The 18,150-nt window shown below is 30.5% G+C and carries 15 protein-coding genes; 6 read left to right on the top strand and 9 right to left on the bottom strand.

Annotated elements, in window-relative coordinates; all coding sequences use genetic code 11:
• Nucleotides 1-127: 127 nt before the first annotated feature.
• Nucleotides 128-463 carry a gliding motility protein GldC gene (gene gldC / locus ACM55G_RS04795; RefSeq protein WP_416842763.1) on the bottom strand — a complete coding sequence of 112 codons (336 nt, stop codon included), beginning with the start codon at nt 461-463 and terminating at the stop codon, nt 128-130.
• Complete coding sequence (gldB, locus tag ACM55G_RS04790) at nt 463-1,419, bottom strand: gliding motility lipoprotein GldB (protein ID WP_416842762.1); 957 nt, start codon at nt 1,417-1,419, stop codon at nt 463-465. The genes gldC and gldB overlap by 1 nt, the downstream gene beginning before the upstream one ends.
• A 98-nt stretch (nt 1,420-1,517) precedes the next feature.
• Between gldB and nadE the strand changes: the two genes are divergently transcribed.
• Complete coding sequence (gene nadE / locus ACM55G_RS04785) at nt 1,518-2,309, top strand: NAD(+) synthase (protein ID WP_416842761.1); 792 nt, start codon at nt 1,518-1,520, stop codon at nt 2,307-2,309.
• 108 nt (nt 2,310-2,417) lie between these two features.
• Complete coding sequence (locus ACM55G_RS04780; RefSeq protein ID WP_039108911.1) at nt 2,418-3,047, top strand: response regulator transcription factor; 630 nt, start codon at nt 2,418-2,420, stop codon at nt 3,045-3,047.
• Between the two features lie 144 nt (nt 3,048-3,191).
• Here ACM55G_RS04780 and dnaG read toward each other — a convergent pair whose 3' ends face one another.
• A complete protein-coding gene (dnaG, locus tag ACM55G_RS04775) occupies nt 3,192-5,174 on the bottom strand; it encodes a DNA primase (RefSeq protein ID WP_416842760.1) in 1,983 nt (660 codons plus the stop codon).
• Nucleotides 5,175-5,469: 295 nt separating this feature from the next.
• On the opposite strand from dnaG, the gene ACM55G_RS04770 reads away from it, so the two are divergent.
• The gene (locus ACM55G_RS04770) at nt 5,470-9,036 is read left to right on the top strand and encodes a PAS domain-containing protein (protein WP_416842759.1); all 3,567 of its coding nucleotides are present in this window, start codon (nt 5,470-5,472) and stop codon (nt 9,034-9,036) included.
• Nucleotides 9,037-9,168: 132 nt separating this feature from the next.
• Here the strand turns inward: ACM55G_RS04770 and ACM55G_RS04765 are convergent, their stop codons facing one another.
• Together ACM55G_RS04765 and ACM55G_RS04760 are read right to left on the bottom strand one after the other, a co-directional pair.
• Nucleotides 9,169-9,606: a hypothetical protein gene (locus ACM55G_RS04765; RefSeq protein WP_416842758.1), complete on the bottom strand. Its 438-nt coding sequence runs from the start codon at nt 9,604-9,606 to the stop codon at nt 9,169-9,171.
• Between the two features lie 684 nt (nt 9,607-10,290).
• On the bottom strand, nt 10,291-11,058 hold the full coding sequence (locus ACM55G_RS04760) for a response regulator (RefSeq protein WP_416842757.1): 768 nt from the start codon (nt 11,056-11,058) through the stop codon (nt 10,291-10,293).
• Between the two features lie 577 nt (nt 11,059-11,635).
• Between ACM55G_RS04760 and ACM55G_RS04755 the strand changes: the two genes are divergently transcribed.
• The gene (locus ACM55G_RS04755; RefSeq protein ID WP_416842756.1) at nt 11,636-12,709 is read left to right on the top strand and encodes an ATP-binding response regulator; all 1,074 of its coding nucleotides are present in this window, start codon (nt 11,636-11,638) and stop codon (nt 12,707-12,709) included.
• 239 nt (nt 12,710-12,948) lie between these two features.
• Here the strand turns inward: ACM55G_RS04755 and ACM55G_RS04750 are convergent, their stop codons facing one another.
• Nucleotides 12,949-13,926: a polyprenyl synthetase family protein gene (locus ACM55G_RS04750; RefSeq protein ID WP_416842755.1), complete on the bottom strand. Its 978-nt coding sequence runs from the start codon at nt 13,924-13,926 to the stop codon at nt 12,949-12,951.
• 318 nt (nt 13,927-14,244) lie between these two features.
• Between ACM55G_RS04750 and ACM55G_RS04745 the strand changes: the two genes are divergently transcribed.
• Nucleotides 14,245-15,123: a hypothetical protein gene (locus tag ACM55G_RS04745; protein ID WP_416842754.1), complete on the top strand. Its 879-nt coding sequence runs from the start codon at nt 14,245-14,247 to the stop codon at nt 15,121-15,123.
• 51 nt (nt 15,124-15,174) lie between these two features.
• Here the strand turns inward: ACM55G_RS04745 and rlmN are convergent, their stop codons facing one another.
• A complete protein-coding gene (gene rlmN, locus ACM55G_RS04740; RefSeq protein ID WP_416842753.1) occupies nt 15,175-16,218 on the bottom strand; it encodes a dual-specificity RNA methyltransferase RlmN in 1,044 nt (347 codons plus the stop codon).
• Between the two features lie 81 nt (nt 16,219-16,299).
• Here rlmN and ACM55G_RS04735 point away from each other — a divergent pair, with 81 nt between their 5' ends.
• Nucleotides 16,300-16,941 carry an O-methyltransferase gene (locus ACM55G_RS04735; protein WP_416842752.1) on the top strand — a complete coding sequence of 214 codons (642 nt, stop codon included), beginning with the start codon at nt 16,300-16,302 and terminating at the stop codon, nt 16,939-16,941.
• Nucleotides 16,942-17,131: 190 nt separating this feature from the next.
• Here ACM55G_RS04735 and ACM55G_RS04730 read toward each other — a convergent pair whose 3' ends face one another.
• Together ACM55G_RS04730 and ACM55G_RS04725 are read right to left on the bottom strand one after the other, a co-directional pair.
• A complete protein-coding gene (locus ACM55G_RS04730) occupies nt 17,132-17,704 on the bottom strand; it encodes a phosphatase PAP2 family protein (protein ID WP_416842751.1) in 573 nt (190 codons plus the stop codon).
• On the bottom strand, nt 17,704-18,105 hold the full coding sequence (locus ACM55G_RS04725; protein WP_416842750.1) for a Sec-independent protein translocase subunit TatA/TatB: 402 nt from the start codon (nt 18,103-18,105) through the stop codon (nt 17,704-17,706). The genes ACM55G_RS04730 and ACM55G_RS04725 overlap by 1 nt, the downstream gene beginning before the upstream one ends.
• Nucleotides 18,106-18,150 lie beyond the last annotated feature (45 nt).

Here is an 18,150-nt window from a genome sequence, read left to right as displayed (position 1 = left end):
AAAGCATAATTAACATGAGAACCTATAAAGCAAAAAACAGTAGCAAAAACATTTTTGCTACTGTTTAATATTTAATTTTATCTAATAATCTGTATTGTTTTTTCAGGACGGGACAAAAAATCGGTATTTATTTTGTCAACTCCAATTTTTCTGCAAAATAATCGCAAAAATCTTTCATCGTGTCCGCCATTTTCTCGTCATCAGTGGCACGTTTAAAAGTTTCAGACATCGCTACCAAAGTTTGATGAAAGAAAATTTTCATTTCATCAACCGGCATGTCTTTTGTCCATAAATCAATTCGCATCGTTTCTTTTTCTTTACTATCCCAAATGGATAACATTATAGCCTTCGCTTCCTCCTGATCTACTCCGCCGTCCTGTGCAGACCACATTAATTTTTCCGGAACACGGTTATCGTCTAATTCGATTAGAAACTTAATTTCTGAGGTATTTTGATTTGACATTACTTTTTAGGTTTGTATTTTGATTTCACAAATATTTCTTTAGCATCGGTTTTCAACAAATTAGCTATGGGCACTTCATTATTTTTCATGTAAGATCGCACCATTTGCCAGCCTATCCAGGCACCAACTTGTCCTGGTGATTCATTATCAATTTCCAGATAAAATTTAGAAAATGGAGCAGCATTAATAAATCGTGGTATTAACTTTTGATCATCGCTGTACAGCATTTCTTTTTCAATAAAATAACGCCACATGTAACTTTCATTTTCTTCACACCATTTTATTTGTTCAGGAGTATATCCCATTTTTTCTGCATCACTATAATTTGGCAAAAGTAAGTCTTTTAAATATAATTGTTTGCCAAAATAAATCATTTGACTCAGCAAATTCTTATCTGTAACCGGTGCAATTTTACGAGAAGAAAAGCTCGAAACTACATCGGGCATCATTTGTCTTTCTTCAAAATTTTGTTTTATATAATTTGGAAATTGATAAAATCTATGATTTTTACCTAAATACAATTCGAGCGAAATAATAACCAGACTATCTGTATAAATAACTTTATTCTTATAATCCATTTCAGAGATAACTGTAATAACTTTTGGCACTTTAGTTTGGGGAAAATAATATTTAATATGTTTAAAAAGCGACTCTAATTCAACTTTTACGGATTCAAAATTAGCATACTTTTTTTGAACTTCAGTATATAATTCTCTCCAGATTGGATCCTGCATTTTATTCAACCAAACGCTATTGTCATTCCCTTTAGGAAAAAAAAAAGGAAAGGCTGCCTTTACTTTTTCTAAATCTTTCGGAGAAGTTTCAAAAAATATTTTATCAAAGCGGGCTACTTTTACTTCTAAAGGAATTACTGAAACGGTATTTTCTATCTTATTTTTTTTTTTACAGGATAAAAAAAAGAGACAAAAGACTACAAAAAATAGATTTTTTTTCATATTAATTAATTAAATTTGCCGCCTACGAACAAAGGAAACGAATGCGCTACTAATTCAGTTTGCAAATATACATTCCTGCTTTTTAAACGTAAACTATTATGACTAAAAAAAGTACAATTGAAGTTGAAAAAGTAAATACTCATATAGTAAATTGGTTAAAAACTTATGCAGAAAATGCAAAAGTTAACGGATTTGTCATAGGAATTTCGGGAGGAGTAGATTCAGCAGTTACTTCTACATTATGCGCACAAACCGGATTACAAGTCTTATGTGTCGAAATGCCAATCCATCAGCCGCATAGCCATGTAACTCGCGGTCGCGAACATATTGAACAATTAAAAAACAGATTCCCAAATGTAACAAGTGTTCAAGCTGATTTAACTTATGTTTTTGAAAGTTTCAAAAACATAGTTCCTGACACTATTGACACACACAAACTTCACTTATCTCAAGCCAATACTCGTGCCCGTTTACGAATGACCACATTGTATTATTTTGCAGGGATTTATGGATTATTAGTTGCTGGTACAGGAAATAAAGTAGAAGATTTTGGTGTTGGATTTTACACTAAATATGGTGATGGCGGAGTAGATTTGAGTCCTATTGCTGATTTATTAAAATCTGAAGTTTATAGTTTGGGAGCTTATTTAGAAGTTCCGGATTCAATTTTAAAAGCATCTCCATCTGACGGATTATTTGGTGATGAAAGAACAGATGAGGATCAGCTGGGAGCCAGTTATGATGAGCTAGAATGGGCAATGAATGAGGATGAAGCAGGGAAATCAGCAAATGATTTTACTAATAGAGAAAAGGTGGTTTTTGAAATTTACAAACGATTAAATACTGCCAACAAACACAAAATGAATGCTATACCAGTTTGTTTGATATAAAAACTCTAAAAAAAATCATATTTTATATTGATTTTCAATTAATTACAGAATTTTTTTATTAAATTTACTATCCAAAAGATAAACAACACTTAAATAAAATTAAATACCATGATTAAAGTATGTTTAGCCGACAATTATCCCGTAGTCCATTTTGGAGTAAAATCTTACTTTAAAGACCACGCAGAAATATCAATAGTTGCCAATGTAGGTAATTTTTTGATGGTTCGGGATATACTGCTTACCAAAGAGATTGATGTATTAATATTGGATTTGGAATTAGAGGGGCTTTCAAGCATTTTCGAAGTAAAATCTGTTTTGAAAAACTTTCCAAAAACAAAAATTATTATATTCAGTGGTCTTTCTGAACAAATTTATGCACCAAATGCTATAAAAGCTGGAGTTTCAGGATTTATTCATAAAAAAGAAAAACTTGAAACTTTAGGAATTTCAATTATCAAAGTACATCAAGGAAAGATAATCATTAACGAAACCGTTAAGAAAAACCTAGCATTAATTGCAAAACAAAGTAAGAGCGAACGATTGTATCGAAAGCTTTCTAACCGTGAGGTAGAAGTATTACGCTATTTAAGTGATGGAAAAAAGAATCATGAAATAGCCGAAATTCTAAAACTCAACGAAAAAACAATTAGTACTTACAAATTAAGATTACTAACAAAACTGAATGTTACTAATTTAGTAGATTTAGTAAACAAGGCAAAAACATTAGAAATTGTTTAGTAGCCACTAGACATACCTCTACCTATTTTTTTTGAAAACAAATGGATATGTAAAAAATCCATTCATAGACTCTGTATTATCTGAATTCACTTCCGATTAATCCAGAGTTTTTTTATGCTAAAAATGGAGTAAAACTATATTCCGTTAATGATAGCGCACTACTACCCTTCCCAATTTTTTTGAAAATTTCCCTCTCAGCTCGATATAATTCATCACTAAAGATAGTGACTCTACGTTATCCGAATCTGGTTCATTAGATACGGAATTTTTTAACTCTTCTATGATTTCACTAAGCAAAAACCATCTTAAAGTAAGTAATGTGTCCGAAACATCCTGATTTAACATTTCTTCTTTGGTCTTAGGAAAAATATTTTGACCTACCCAATTATGGAGTACATTTTTCTCATCCTCCATAATGATATTAGTAACTTCATCTGGAATAGCTGATTGAAAATGATTTATATATTTTTCAAGTCCAGAATCCTCATTTTGCAAATAATAATCGATTAAATCTTTATAAATTTCTCTAAATATAGGACTTGCAAATTCTACTTCGTCATCTTGCAAACTCAAATATATTTTTTGAAAAACTTTTAATTCTTTAATTTCAATGACATCTATAATTTCTCCATCACTATTGGACTTTAATAAAACTTCTTCAAAATTTTCAGTTTTATTACCATAAAGTAAAAGGATTTCAATTATTTTACGTTCAAATCGATACAGAGAATCCACTTTATCCGTCTCGACTGTATCTTCATTTTTAATATAGTCAAAAGCATTTTGTAATTGCTCCTGTTTTTGTTTTTTCCCAACTTCAACAAAATCTTTTTGTACCAATTGTGCTAAAGTACTCAGCAAAACTTGCTCAGAAATATCCATGATTCGGGAACATTCCTGAATATAAATTTCGCGTTGTATTCTATCTGGAATTTTCGAAATACTTACTACCATATCCCGAATTAAATCTGCTTTTTTAATGGGATCATTCTTGGCTTCATTCATCAAAAGCGATGCTTTGAACTGAATGAAATCTTTAGCATTATTTTCTAGATATAAAACTAATTCATCATAGGATGTTTTTTTGGCAAAACTATCAGGATCCTCTCCATCAGGAAAAGTACACACTTTTACATTCATTCCCTCCTCCAGAATCAAATCGATTCCTCGAATAGAAGCACGTAAACCTGCTGCATCTCCATCAAAAAGGACAGTAACATTCTTTGTCAATCTGTTTATTAAACGGATTTGATCGGGTGTCAAAGCTGTTCCAGAAGAAGCAACCACATTCTCAATTCCAGCTTGGTTGAACTGAATCACATCCGTATATCCTTCTACCAAATAACAATTATTGAGCTTAGCGATTGATTGTTTGGCTTGAAAAATACCATAAAGAACTTTACTTTTATGGTAAATATCACTCTCCGGAGAATTCAGGTATTTTGCCGATTTTTTATCATTAGTAAGAATACGACCTCCAAAACCAAGTACTCTTCCTGACATACTTTGTATCGGGAACATTACACGACTTTTAAAACGGTCAAATGGTCTGTCTTCTCTAGCGATTGTTAAACCTGTACTTTCCAAGAATTCTAATTTATATCCTTTTCCTAAAGCTTCTTTTGTAAAAGCATCCCAGGTTTCGGGAGAATAACCTAAACCAAATTTCTTAATAGTTTCATTAGTAAAACCTCTTTCTTTAAAATAAGAATATCCAATAGCTTTGCCTTCATCAGAGTTTAAAAGCGTATTATGAAAATAGGTTTTCGCAAATTCCGAAACCAAATACATGCTTTCCCGAACATCAGTATTGGCTTTCTCCTCATCTGTTTGTTCCGTTTCTTCAATTTCGATATTATATTTTTTGGCTAAATAACGAATCGCTTCCGGATATGTAGACTTTTCGTGTTCCATCAAGAAAGCCACAGAGTTACCTCCTTTTCCCGAACTAAAATCTTTCCAAATTCCTTTGGCAGGAGAAACCATGAACGATGGAGAGCGCTCATCAGAAAAAGGGCTTAATCCCTTGAAGTTACTTCCTGCGCGCTTTAATAGCACAAAATCACCAATAACCTCCTCTACACGAGCAGTTTCGAAAACAGTATCTATAGTGGCTTTTGAAATCAATTTATTTATTTTTGAAGTCCAAAGTTACAACGTTTAGTTTTACTAATTATCGGAAGTTTCAATAAAATTAACTGTAATAATACAACTCAATCATTCCGTTCGATAATTTAAAAAAAACAGATTTACTCATTTGTAAATAACAAAACATTTTCTCCTTGCAGAAGAATTTATTTAAAAAAAATCTTTAATTTTTACAAACTTTTATTTATGGCAAAATAAACGTTATTTTGTATTTGATAACCCCAATCAAAATGGCAATTTATTGCCGTATAATAAATTACTTAAAAAAAAACCTATGCCATTATTAAAAAATAAAAAAAAATTAAGAAAATTATTTGATAACATGGATTTTTTACAAGATTTCAATAAAATTCTATTATTTGTTTCGGAAATATGCCAAGTTCCATATTCTTTTATTTCATTTAATGATGTAGTTGGACAAACTGTTAAAGCAAAAATAGGTGTGACTTTTACAACCGTACCTCATAATATAGCAGCGTTTAATGAGACTATTATTCGTGAAAATAAAATCACTATAGTTTCAGGCTTTAATAAAAGTATTTGTAATCCATCCGACAATTTAAATTCATTAGAAACCCATTTAGATTTTTTTGCAGGACTTCCTATTTGCATCAATGAGAATTTAGTCATGGGAACTTTTTGCATAATGGATTCAAAACCTAAAAAACTCTCTCCAATACAATTAAAGACCCTAGACCATGCTGTATTACAAATTCAGTCTTTATTGAAATTGCATATTCAAAATGAAGAGTTACGCCATAAAATCAAAGAAAAAGAAACTCAATTTCAATCTTTTATTGATAATTCAAAAGAAATTTTATATGAACTTAACCTTGACGGAATATTCACTTATGCATCTAAAAACTTAATTAGTTTTCTTGGTCATCAAACTGATGAAATTATTGGGAAAAATATTTCTTTATTTATACATCCTGAAGATATGGAAATGTGCATTAATCATTTGAATAATGTACTAGAAAATGGGAAAAGTGATAACGAAATGACTTACAGAATTTCACATAAAAAAGGACATTATCTATGGCATTCTACCAATTTGAAATTATTGATAAAAGAGGGCGAAAAAATTTATGTGGGCAATTGTAGAGACATAACTGAATATGTTGAAGCGCAACAAAAAATTGAAGTACAAAAAGAATTTTACGAAAAAATATTAGACAGGCTTCCAACAGATGTTGCGGTTTTTGACAGCAATCTTAGATATATTTATTTAAATCCAGCTGCTATTAAAAATGACCAACTACGAAAATTCATTATAGGAAAAAACGATTTTGAATATGCTAAACATACTGGTAGAGATGATGCATTTGCAAAAAGCAGACGTACCAATTTTTTACTAGCTTTAGAATCTAGGAGTAAAATTGAGTGGGAGGATACTATTGAACGTCTGGATGGTCAAAGAACGTATCACACCAGAAAATTCACTCCTGTTTTTGGGAACGATGGAGCCTTAGAAATGATGGTAGGTTTTGGTGTTGACATTACTGAAAGCAAGAGGATTCAAGAAGAAATACTCAAAAGCAGACAACTAACAAAAAGTATTATTCAAAATGTAGCTGTTGGAATTTTAGTTCAGGGACCTCAATCAGAAATACTAGAAAACAATAGAGCCGCTTGTGAAATGTTAGGTCTCACCGAGGACCAATTACTTGGCAAAACATCTTTTGACGAGCATTGGAAGGTAATACATCTGGACGGCACAAACTTCAAATCTGAAGAACATCCGGTACCACAGGCTATCCAAAAATTAAAACCAATAAATAATATCGTAATGGGTGTGTATCGTCCCATGTCTAATGATTTGATTTGGTTATTAGTAGACGCCATACCTGTATTCGGAGATTATGGGGAATTGCTGTATGTGATATGCTCTTTCAATGACATTACTGCACAAAAAAATGCCAAGGACGCTTTAAAAATCAGTAATGAACGTTTTGTGTATTCTATCAAGGCAACATCTGATGCTATTTGGGACTGGAATATGATTACTGATGAAATATTTGTTGGAGGAAGTTATTCTGTTCTTTTTGGGCATCACTTTGAGAATAACATTATAAAAAGGCAAGAGTACGAAAATTTTATATATCCGAAAGATAAAGTAGCCTACTTTGAAAGCATGGACAAGTTCATAAATGGAGATGTTAACAGATGGTCCGAGGAGTACCGTTATCTAAAATCAGATGGTACTTATGCTTATGTAAATGACAAAGCAGTAATGATACGAAATAATGACGGTAAGGCTATCCGCATGATTGGAGCCATGAGAGATATTAGTAAAAATAAAAAACTTACAGACCAATTAAAACTAAGTGAAGAACAATTTAAAGGTGCTTTTGAGAATTCTGCAGTAGGAATGGCTTTGATAAATATCGAAGGATATTTTATCGAAGTAAATGACAGACTTTGCGAAATGTTTGGTTACTCCAGTCAAGAAATGAAGTTCCTCAAATTCCAAGAAATCACCCATTATGAAGACTTAGCTCTTGATTTGGATTATAAAGAAAAATTAGACACCGGCAAGATCTCTAACTTCATTTCAGAAAAAAGGTTCATCCATAAAAATAATTCTATCGTATGGGCACACATGTCTGTTTCGACAGCAAAAAATAATGCGAATGAAATTAAGTATTATATAGTACAGATAATAGACATTACCGAAAGAAAAAAAATAGAGGACGAAAATAAATTACTAACCAAAGAAAACAACCGAAACAGAACCATTCAGCTTGACGAAGCCCGAAACATGTACCGTCTTCTTGCAGACAATACGGTTGACTTGGTTTGTTTGCATAATCTGGACACTACTTTTCAATATGTTTCACCCTCAATACAAAAACTCTTAGATTACGCTCCTGAAGAACTGTTAGGAAAATCACCCTTAAATTTAGCTCATCCAAGAGACTTAAAACGCCTTCAGGAGAATTTTAATCGTTTAATTTCTAAAAAAGACGATGAAAGTATAATTACTAGGTTCAAAGCAAGAAACGGAAATTATATTTGGCTTGAAACAAAAGTAAATTTAATTAAAAAAGAGGGACAAATAACTGGTTTTCAGTCAAGTTCTCGAGATATAACAATCCGAAAAAAGGAAGAAGAGGCTATTAAAAAAGCACTATTAAAAGAACGAGAATTAAACGAACTACGCATAAACCTGGTCTCTACTATTTCTCACGAATTCAGAACCCCAATGACTACCATAAGAACGAGTGCTGAATTAATTTCTATGTACTTAGAAAACCAGAATTTAGAAAATGGAGATCGTTTACAAAAACGAATTACTATTATTACAGAAGAAATTGACCGAATTGTTGAATTAATGAATGCAGTGTTAACAATTTCAAAAGAAGATTCTGGAAAAACAAACTTTAATCCTACCAAATTCGATTTAAAACAAATTTGTCTTGAAATAATTGACACCTACTATCTCGATGAAATACACCATCCAAAGGTTATGACAAGCTTTTCTGGTGAAATTTTTACTGTTATTGCTGATAAAAAATTAATGGAGTATTCTATTTTTAATATATTAAATAATGCTTTTAAATATACTAAAGGTGAGGAAAACATTAATCTAAATCTTTTTACAATTGATGGTATTGTTGTACTTGAAATTATTGATTTTGGAATTGGTATACCACATCACGACCAACACAAACTATTTAACACCTTTTTCAGAGCGAGTAATACCGATGGTTTTCAAGGTACTGGATTAGGTCTTTATATAGCAAAAACGTTTGTCGAGAAAAACTCAGGCACCATCCAATTAGAAAGTAAGCTAAGAAAAGGAACTAAAATAACAATGCATTTTCCACTACATAATTAAGTTATACTTCGCTAAAAAGAAGTACTGATCTCTGTAAAGGGCAGTACAAAACTGTTTTCATTTATAAGTACATTGCGAAGAGCTACTGGAATTCAATAAAACAATCTAACCTATTATCTATTAACAATTAAGTTATGTTTCTAGTTTGATTGTATTTTCCTTACTATCAATCATAAACTTAGAAATAAAAATTATGGCAAAAGAAAGATTTTTTTTAGAAATTAAGATTTCATTAAAACCATACTTTCCTATATTTATAATGATTTTATAAGAATCTTTTTTAATACGACAAACTACAATTAGAGAAATTGTAATAAAGAATAATTTCAAAAAATAAAAAATAGAATTCATAGGAGATGAAATCAATTTATATGATAAAATTAAAAAAACTAACAACATAATATTAGTACTAAAATCTCTATTTTTTACCAGTCTGACACTTGAAATTTGATTTAAATAAAAACTTAATTTTTCATTTTTAAAAACAACTTTTGAATCTGAAATTATAAAAAGAGGATTTTCCTCTAAAATTTTTTCGCGTTCAGTTCTAGTTGTAAAATTTTTATTCATGTTTTCGCTAATCGAATTAAATTTAAAAATTCTTACCAAAACAGCTTACATCCTACTAAATTATAATTTATTGCCCCCAATAAACATCTAAGCAAGCTGCTAGGTAAGAAGAACCCAAATCATTCTGTAAAAATATATTATCAATTTATATTTAATTCTTTTTTAGCTTATAGCTTTAAAAAAAATACTAATACTTTATATTTTACTAGAAATTTATTCAGTTAGAAATATTTTAAAAAAAAAACAACTTAAAAATCCTAAAACAAAGGATTTAGAGGCAATTCTTCTTTTAAAAACAAATATTTAATATACAAATAGAAATAATCGAAATTAATCCGATCCCAACAATAAACAATGCAACTATGTGTAAATCGTTTTCCAATAATACCTTCTTACTATCTGACAATAATTCATTTAATTCATCCCAAACAGATTCAGAGGGTCTAATTCTCATTATTTTATTTTTCTTTTTAAATAATTTTATTAATTCTAAAGAAAAATAGGTTATCTATTTAGATTTAATAAATTTTTAAGAATAATTTAAAAAAATAAACTTATAATTTAAAATAATAAAAAAAACACTCTTTTAAAAGTGTTTGCCTCTATTAATTTTATAGATTAAAAAAATTACTTTTAATAAGGGATGATTATTGAAGTAAATATTTACAATAGGCACAAAAAGGATTAATTTTCATTTTGGATTAATTTTATATAATCCCTAGGAGTAACATTAAGATAGAATTTGAAGCTTGTAGAAAAATAAGAAAACGAACTAAATCCGGTTTGATCAACGAGGTATTGAATATTTTTTTCTCCTAAATGAATAAGTTCAATCGCATAATCTAATTTAAACTCTCTAATATATTGACTGGCATTTTTATTTGTAAGTTTTCTGACTCTTTTATCTAATGTTGATTTACTTATAAAAAGCTGACTAGACAATTCGTTCATGTCAATCTTTATTTTTAGGTGTTTTACAAGAATTTCATTTAATGAGGTTAAGAAATCTTTTTCGGATAATTTAATGGTAACCTTTGAAAAGGGATCAGGAGTATGTTTTTTTTCTATACTTTTTTTAAGTTCAATTACATTTTTAATTTTATATATCAATTCCTTTACGTTAAATGGCTTCATTATAAAATCATTGACTCCATTTTCTAACTGTTTAAATTTTATTTCATCATCCATATTTGCAGTAATTACAATAAACGGAATGGTTTTAAATTTAATATTTTTTCTAATTTTTAAAAATAATTCTCCTCCACCCATAATTGGCATCATTAAATCACTTATAATTACATCTGGTATGTTTTTTTCTAAATACTTGAGACCTTCAGCTCCATCTTTTAGCCAATTCACCTCGAAATCACTTAGAATCAATAACTCCAAAATAACGCTTCCTAAAGCCAAATCATCTTCAATTAAAACTATTTTTAATTTGTACTTTTCCATTTTACTAAATTAACAATTTCTATTTTAATCAAACCGCTTTTATTTTAAACTATCAGTAATTAAACAAGTATACTATTTTAATTAAAATACTTTTATAAACTAATCTAAGTAAAATTGTCAAATTAAATAAAAACCATTTAACATATTTATAAAAGATTAGCAATTCTTTTATAAGGTATCGCTCCAAACAATGAAAAATTTTACTGGTAATTTTTCATTGATATTGAAGTTACCCAAAATAATGTATTACAGTATTTGGTGTAAATTATGGAATGGATGGATGTTATATTCTCCATATCGTAAAAGATTCTATCGATTATTACAAAGGAAATAAGCCCTTTTAACAACTCCTTTTCAGACAAAGAAATTGAAATACAAGTAATCGATTTCGGAATTGGAATTCCAGAAAATAAAATCAATAATTCTTTATCCTTTTTAATAAAGGCTTTAAATCCAAAAACGTTAATTGAGTTAAGGTCTATTTTCAGCAATTACAAAAAATTTATAGATTTTTTTTTAAGCAGAAGAATCTAACTATAAAATAGATAAACCTTTATAATAAAAATATTTTTTCTTTATGAACAAAAATAAAATTCTCTTAGTAGATGACGAATTGAATTTAAGAGAAACTATAAAGGAACTCCTTACTTATCAAAATTATGACGTCAAAACTGCTTCTAACGGTCAAGAAGCCTTAAATTTATTAGAATACTGGATACCAGACTTAATTATATGTGATATAATGATGCCGGTGATGGATGGAAACACATTGCATGAAATAATTAAAGAAACTGAATCTTTAAATCCAATACCTTTTATTTTTTTGACTGCCAAAAAAGAAACTGATCTGATAATGAAATGCCTTCTGGATGGCGTTGACGGCTTTGTATCCAAACCATTTAAAATAAAAGAACTAATAACTGTAATACAAACCAAAATAGAACGTTTTGAAAAAATAAAGAATGTTCAAAATAATTTATATATAGGCAAAAAAAAATATTTTGTACATGAAATTAATACGCCTCTCTATGGAATTTTAGGGTCGATTGACCTTCTAATAGAGAATGAAGAAATCCTTGATAAAAAAGAAATTTTAGAATTTTATGACTCAATTAAAACATCAGGAGAACGATTGAATAGAACCATCCAAAACCTAATTCTTTATGAAAATACAAAAAACAATACGATTGATTTTAACGATACTTCAAGTACCGAAATATTAAAAACATTCATTGATACAAAAACAAAAATTTTTCAAATTTATAAAAATAAAGAAAAAACAATCCATTTTGAAGTCGAAGAAGGGCGAATAAAAATAAGTAACAAAAACTTGTCTTTTATCCTTTTTGAATTAATCGACAATGCGTTGAAGTTTTCTCCAGATAATAAAGCCATAATCATATCTGGCAAACGCTTAAATGATGAATATTATGAACTAATCATAAGAGATTTTGGAATTGGATTTAGCGAACAAGAATTAAAAAAAATAGGAGTAACTCAACAATTCAATAGAGAAGCAAGAGAACAACAAGGATTAGGGCTCGGTCTTTTTTTAAGTAAAAATATTATTGAAAAATCAAATGGAGTTTTTACAATTATTTCAAATAAAATTGAAGGTACAAGTATAAAAATATTTCTTCCTAATGTATAGGCCTTACATTTTTAACTAAATTATTAACAGGCTTTACCAACTAAGCAGATTACTTTCATTTCTTGATTGCAGATTCAAATATTAGATTCCTGATACTAATAAATTACTTCTATTAGCTAGACGAGATGGATTGCAAAAAGGTTGCGTGAAGATTAAAAAAAATAATTTTAAAAAATAAATCTCAAAAATTTAAAACAAGAAAAGTGAGATTCATCCTTAATCGGAATGACAAAACAAGACTATTTTTTTCTTTCAATAACATAATTCACCATCAAAATCAACGCATCTTTAAACTCCGAATCAGGATAATTATCTAGAAGCAGAAGTGCTTCTTGCTGGAATTCTACCATTTTTTGTTCTGCATAAAGCAACCCGTTATTGTTTTTCACAAAAGCAATGACTTCTTTGACGCGTTTTTTATCTTTATTATGGTTTTTAATGGAGTTAATCAACCAACTTTTTTCTTTGGAAGTACACGAATTCAAAACATGAATAAGAGGCAAAGTCATTTTCTGTTCTTTGATGTCAATGCCTGTTGGTTTACCAATGGCATCATCTGTATAATCGAACAAATCATCTTTTATTTGAAAAGCCATTCCAATGAGTTCTCCAAATTTTCGCATGTTTTCCACCTGCACTTCATCTTCAATAACTGATTTTGCACCAAGCGCGCAACAGGCAGCAATGAGTGTGGCTGTTTTTTTTCGAATGATTTCGTAGTAAATATCTTCTGTGATGTCAAGTCTTCGGGCTTTTTCTATTTGGAGTAACTCGCCTTCACTCATTTCGCGAACGGCGACAGAAATAATTCGAAGTAAATCGAAATCACCATTATCAATTGAAAGTAACAATCCTTTGGATAACAAATAATCCCCAACTAGAACTGCAATTTTGTTTTTCCAAAGTGCATTGATAGAGAAAAAACCTCTTCTTCGATTGCTGTCATCAACAACATCATCATGAACTAATGTAGCAGTATGAATAAGCTCAATAACACAAGCTCCTCGATAAGTTCTTTCGTTTACAATACCTTCCGAAACCATTTTGGCAGTTAGAAAAACAAACATGGGACGCATTTGTTTTCCTTTTCTGTTTACGATATAATAGGTAATTCTATTTAACAAAGCCACATTTGAGGTCATCGATTCGTAGAACTTTTTTTCAAAAAGTTCCATTTCATTGAAAATGGGCTGTTTTATTTTAGAGGTGACATTCATTAGATTTCAAATATACTATTTTAAATAAAAATCTCTATCTATTTCCTGTAGTTATATGTTTTTTTTACTCAATTTCTATTTTAAATTAATTTGAATTTTAGTTCGGTTTCGTGAGAAAACATAATAATTATGACAATTAAAATTTAGAGAGTAACTACACATTAAACATTTACAAAAGTATGAATAGCGCTCTTATAGAACTAAACTTATGAAACGATAATTATCTAGATGATTTTTTGTATTTTTATATCTTATTTATCCCCCATTTAAACCTTTTATGCTTTTACAAATCAAAGCTTTAACCAAAACCTATTTATTATGAAAAAGAAAATTTTATTATTTGGAATGATTTTGAGTATTCTTGCATTCACAAGCTGTTCGCAAGACTCTAATTCTACAACTAAAGAAGCTGTTACCAGCAATGATGTCGCCGCAACTCAGAAAATGGATGATGCCATTGATGATGTTTCTCTTATTGCTGATAATCAATATGAAGTAAGTGAAGGCTCCACAACTGGAAAAAGTTATGGGAATTATTATTCAATTCTGCCAAGCTGCGCTACAATTAGTGATTTAGGCTCAACCGTTTCTGTTAGAGTCATAACTATTACTTTTGGAACTGCAGTTTCACCTTGCGTCTTTAGAGGCCATTCCCTAAAAGGACAAATTATTTTAACCCGAACTATTGGAACCACCTTTCCTAAAACCATGACCGTTACCTATAATAATTTTCACTTTAATGATAACAAACTAGAAGGAACATCAACTTGGAAAAGAGAAATGCTAGGTAGTGGGGAAAACTTACATCCTAAAACCACATTTACCATGACTGATATGAAACTAACCAGTACAACTGGAGTTTATACCCGTAATGGAGATCGCATAAGAGAAATGACTGCTGGGTTTACAACCCGTTTAAGTCCAACGGATGATGTATATAAAACTTACGGAACATTTACAACAACACATCCAAATGGGACTAATTTTACTTCGTTAATAGAATTAACGACTCCATTAGTTCATAAAATAGCTTGTAGTTTAATGTCCGTCCCTATGCCATTTCCTGTATCTGGAATTGTGAAACTTTCAAAAAATTCACACTACGCAACGATCGATTACGGAACAGGTGATTGTGATAATTTAGCCATGCTATCCATTGATGGTGGTACAGCAACACAAATTACTTTAGGTAATTAAAAGACTTCCCAATTATAATACAAAAAAGGAGTTCAAAATTGAACTCCTTTTTTATGCTTCTTTATTTGCCAGTTGTCCACAGGCAGCATCAATATCTTTTCCACGGCTTCGGCGTACTTTAACAACAATACCATTAGCTTCAAGTGCTTTTATATAGGCATTAATAGATTCTTCGGAAGCTTGTTGGAATTCTCCATCATCGATTGGATTGTACTCTATCAAATTAACTTTACAAGGAACATATTTACAGAATTTCACTAAGGCATCAATCGAAGCTTTATTATCATTGATGTCTTTCCAAACCACATATTCGTATGAGATTTTACTTTTAGTTTTTCTGTACCAATATTCCAATGATTCCCGTAAATCTGCCAAAGGAAAATTTTCACTGAAAGGCATGATTCTAGAACGAATTTCATCAATTGCAGAATGTAAGGAAACAGCCAACTTAAATTTCACTTCATCATCTGCTAGTTTTTTGATCATTTTAGGAACTCCCGAAGTTGAAACCATAATACGTTTGGGAGACATTCCCAAACCTTCTGGAGAAGTAATCATTTCGATTGCCTTCAACACATTATTGTAATTCATAAGCGGCTCTCCCATTCCCATAAAAACAATATTGGATAACGGATGATTGTAATACAAACGGCTTTCTTTATCGATAGCGATAACCTGATCATAAATTTCTGCAGGTTCCAGATTTCGCATTCTTTTTAATCGCGCTGTCGCGCAAAAATTACAATCCAAACTACAACCCACTTGGCTGGAAACACAAGCTGTTGTTCGCGTATTTGTTGGAATCAAAACAGATTCTACTACCAAACCGTCATGTAACCGAACCGCATTTTTCACTGTTCCATCTTCACTGCGCTGCATCGTATCTACTTTGATATGATTGATAACGAAGTTAGCTTCAAGCATAGTCCGAGTTCCTTTAGAAACATTGGTCATATCCTCAAAACTGTGCGCTCCTTTACTCCACAACCATTCATAAACTTGATTTCCACGAAAGGCTTTGTCGTTATTAGCCACAAAAAAATCACGTAATTGTTCTTTTGATAAGGCTCGTATGTCTTTTTTATCGATTTGCATGCTGCAAATTTAATGACAATTTGTTGATTTGTTGATTTGATAATTTGATAACTTTGCGTTCTATTGAAAAAAAAATAAAAAATGCATTTCATTTCCCAAGAATTAGAAGATTACATAGAACAACATTCTGAAAAAGAGCCACAATTATTGGCTGCTTTAAACAAAGAAACCTATCAAAAAATCTTATTACCAAGAATGTTGAGTGGTCATTTTCAAGGTCGGGTTTTGAGTATGTTATCCAAATTGATTCGGCCTGTGAATATTCTTGAAATTGGGACTTACACTGGTTATTCTGCTTTGTGTTTGTGTGAAGGAATGCAGGAAAACGGCACCCTACATACAATTGACATTAAAGAAGAGCTAGTTGATTTTCAGCGAAAACATTTTGATAAATCACCTTGGGCAAAGCAAATTTTCCAACATTTAGGAGAAGCAACGGATATCATTCCAACGGTTGACATGAAATTTGATTTGGTTTTCATTGATGCCGATAAAGAAAACTACCTCAACTATTTTGAATTGATTGTTCCAAAAATGAATAAAGGCGGAATTATCTTATCGGATAATGTCTTGTGGAGTGGTAAAGTTCTAGAACCGTTAAATTCTAAAGATTTGAGTACAAAAGTATTATTGGAATACAACAAATTGCTAGCAAATGATCCCCGAGTAGAAACGGTTTTATTGCCTATTCGCGATGGATTGACAGTGAGCCGGGTGCTATAACTTGGCGCACAATGCTCCATTCAAATAGTGCCAATTAAAAAAATTTATACTTTTTGGAAACAAATACCCAAGCCCTGATTATTTCCCGATTATTTTACTTTTTATAGGGATTCAGTGAATTTCATTTGGAACGAAAATTTTTTTTATCCGCTTTTTCAGCGGATAAAGATAGAAACAGCTCCAAAAGTGACTACTTATCTGTTCTAGGAAAATATTTTAATTGTGCTGCTCTGTATATCTTAAACATGAAGAATCCAAAAATAAATCCAACCAAATACCCCGTAAGAATATCTAATGGATAATGCAAACCTAGATAGATGCGGCTGTAGGCAAATATTAACGGCCATAAAAACAGAAAGCCGAAGTATTTGATTTTGTGTTTAAAATTGAAAAATAAAAAAGTAGCTACTCCCATAGAATTTACCGCATGTCCAGAGAAAAAGCTAAAGGAATTACGAAATTGAACCACGCGTATAAATGAATTTATTTCTGGATTATTACACGGTCGTAATCTTTGAAATCCATTTTTGAACAAATTAGCTGTCTGGTCGGTAATTGTCAACAAAACAGCTATAAACAAAAGGATGTACAGCGTTTGTTTTGCTCCTAATTTTTTATAAAGCACGTATGCTAACAGTAAAAATAATGGAATCCAATTGCTTTGTTTGGTAATAAATAGCCATAATCCATCATAGGTTTCAGAACCCAGACCGTTAAGAAAAATAAATAACTCAGTATCAAGAGACAGTATTTTTTCCAACATTACATTTGACGTTTTATCGGTCCTGTACTATCGTCAATTTCTTCTTTTGTTGGTTCTACTTGAGTTGTTGTTTCGCTCAAAAGATTGTCTTTGACCTTATTGATTTCTGACGTTATATTACTGGTCATATCGGTCAACGAGCTTGTATCTCCTAATAGATTATCTTTGGCTTTATTGATTTCTGCTGTAATACTCCCTCTTATATCGCTCAATGATTTTGTATCAAAACCATTAGCATCTGCTCCTTTTTGAATTTCACTTTTTATATCGTTAGTTGCATTTTTTATTTGCGCCATCGCTTTTCCCATAGTACGCGCTATTTCAGGCACTTTATCTGAGCCAAAAAGCATGAGTACAATAAACATTATAAAAATTAATTCACCTCCACCTATACCAAACATAATTTTAGATTTTTCTTGGATACAAATATATCAAATTTTGAATCG

The sequence above is a fragment of the Flavobacterium algoriphilum genome, assembly GCF_048158655.1.
GTDB classification, from domain to species: domain Bacteria; phylum Bacteroidota; class Bacteroidia; order Flavobacteriales; family Flavobacteriaceae; genus Flavobacterium; species Flavobacterium algoriphilum.
Note: the sequence above shows the minus strand (reverse complement) of the source record. Positions and strands in the feature narration are given on the sequence as shown.

Bases quoted from the DNA above. Each gene is read 5' to 3' on its own strand.
- ACM55G_RS04735 (WP_416842752.1), top strand. From the start codon at position 16,300: ATGCATTTCATTTCCCAAGAATTAGAAGATTACATAGAACAACATTCT.
- gldC (WP_416842763.1), bottom strand. From the start codon at position 463: ATGTCAAATCAAAATACCTCAGAAATTAAGTTTCTAATCGAATTAGAC.
- nadE (WP_416842761.1), top strand. From the start codon at position 1,518: ATGACTAAAAAAAGTACAATTGAAGTTGAAAAAGTAAATACTCATATA.
- ACM55G_RS04770 (WP_416842759.1), top strand. From the start codon at position 5,470: ATGCCATTATTAAAAAATAAAAAAAAATTAAGAAAATTATTTGATAAC.
- ACM55G_RS04750 (WP_416842755.1), bottom strand. From the start codon at position 13,926: ATGAATGTCACCTCTAAAATAAAACAGCCCATTTTCAATGAAATGGAA.
- ACM55G_RS04745 (WP_416842754.1), top strand. From the start codon at position 14,245: ATGAAAAAGAAAATTTTATTATTTGGAATGATTTTGAGTATTCTTGCA.
- ACM55G_RS04760 (WP_416842757.1), bottom strand. From the start codon at position 11,058: ATGGAAAAGTACAAATTAAAAATAGTTTTAATTGAAGATGATTTGGCT.
- ACM55G_RS04765 (WP_416842758.1), bottom strand. From the start codon at position 9,606: ATGAATAAAAATTTTACAACTAGAACTGAACGCGAAAAAATTTTAGAG.
- gldB (WP_416842762.1), bottom strand. From the start codon at position 1,419: ATGAAAAAAAATCTATTTTTTGTAGTCTTTTGTCTCTTTTTTTTATCC.
- ACM55G_RS04725 (WP_416842750.1), bottom strand. From the start codon at position 18,105: ATGTTTGGTATAGGTGGAGGTGAATTAATTTTTATAATGTTTATTGTA.
- rlmN (WP_416842753.1), bottom strand. From the start codon at position 16,218: ATGCAAATCGATAAAAAAGACATACGAGCCTTATCAAAAGAACAATTA.
- ACM55G_RS04755 (WP_416842756.1), top strand. From the start codon at position 11,636: ATGAACAAAAATAAAATTCTCTTAGTAGATGACGAATTGAATTTAAGA.
- ACM55G_RS04780 (WP_039108911.1), top strand. From the start codon at position 2,418: ATGATTAAAGTATGTTTAGCCGACAATTATCCCGTAGTCCATTTTGGA.
- ACM55G_RS04730 (WP_416842751.1), bottom strand. From the start codon at position 17,704: ATGTTGGAAAAAATACTGTCTCTTGATACTGAGTTATTTATTTTTCTT.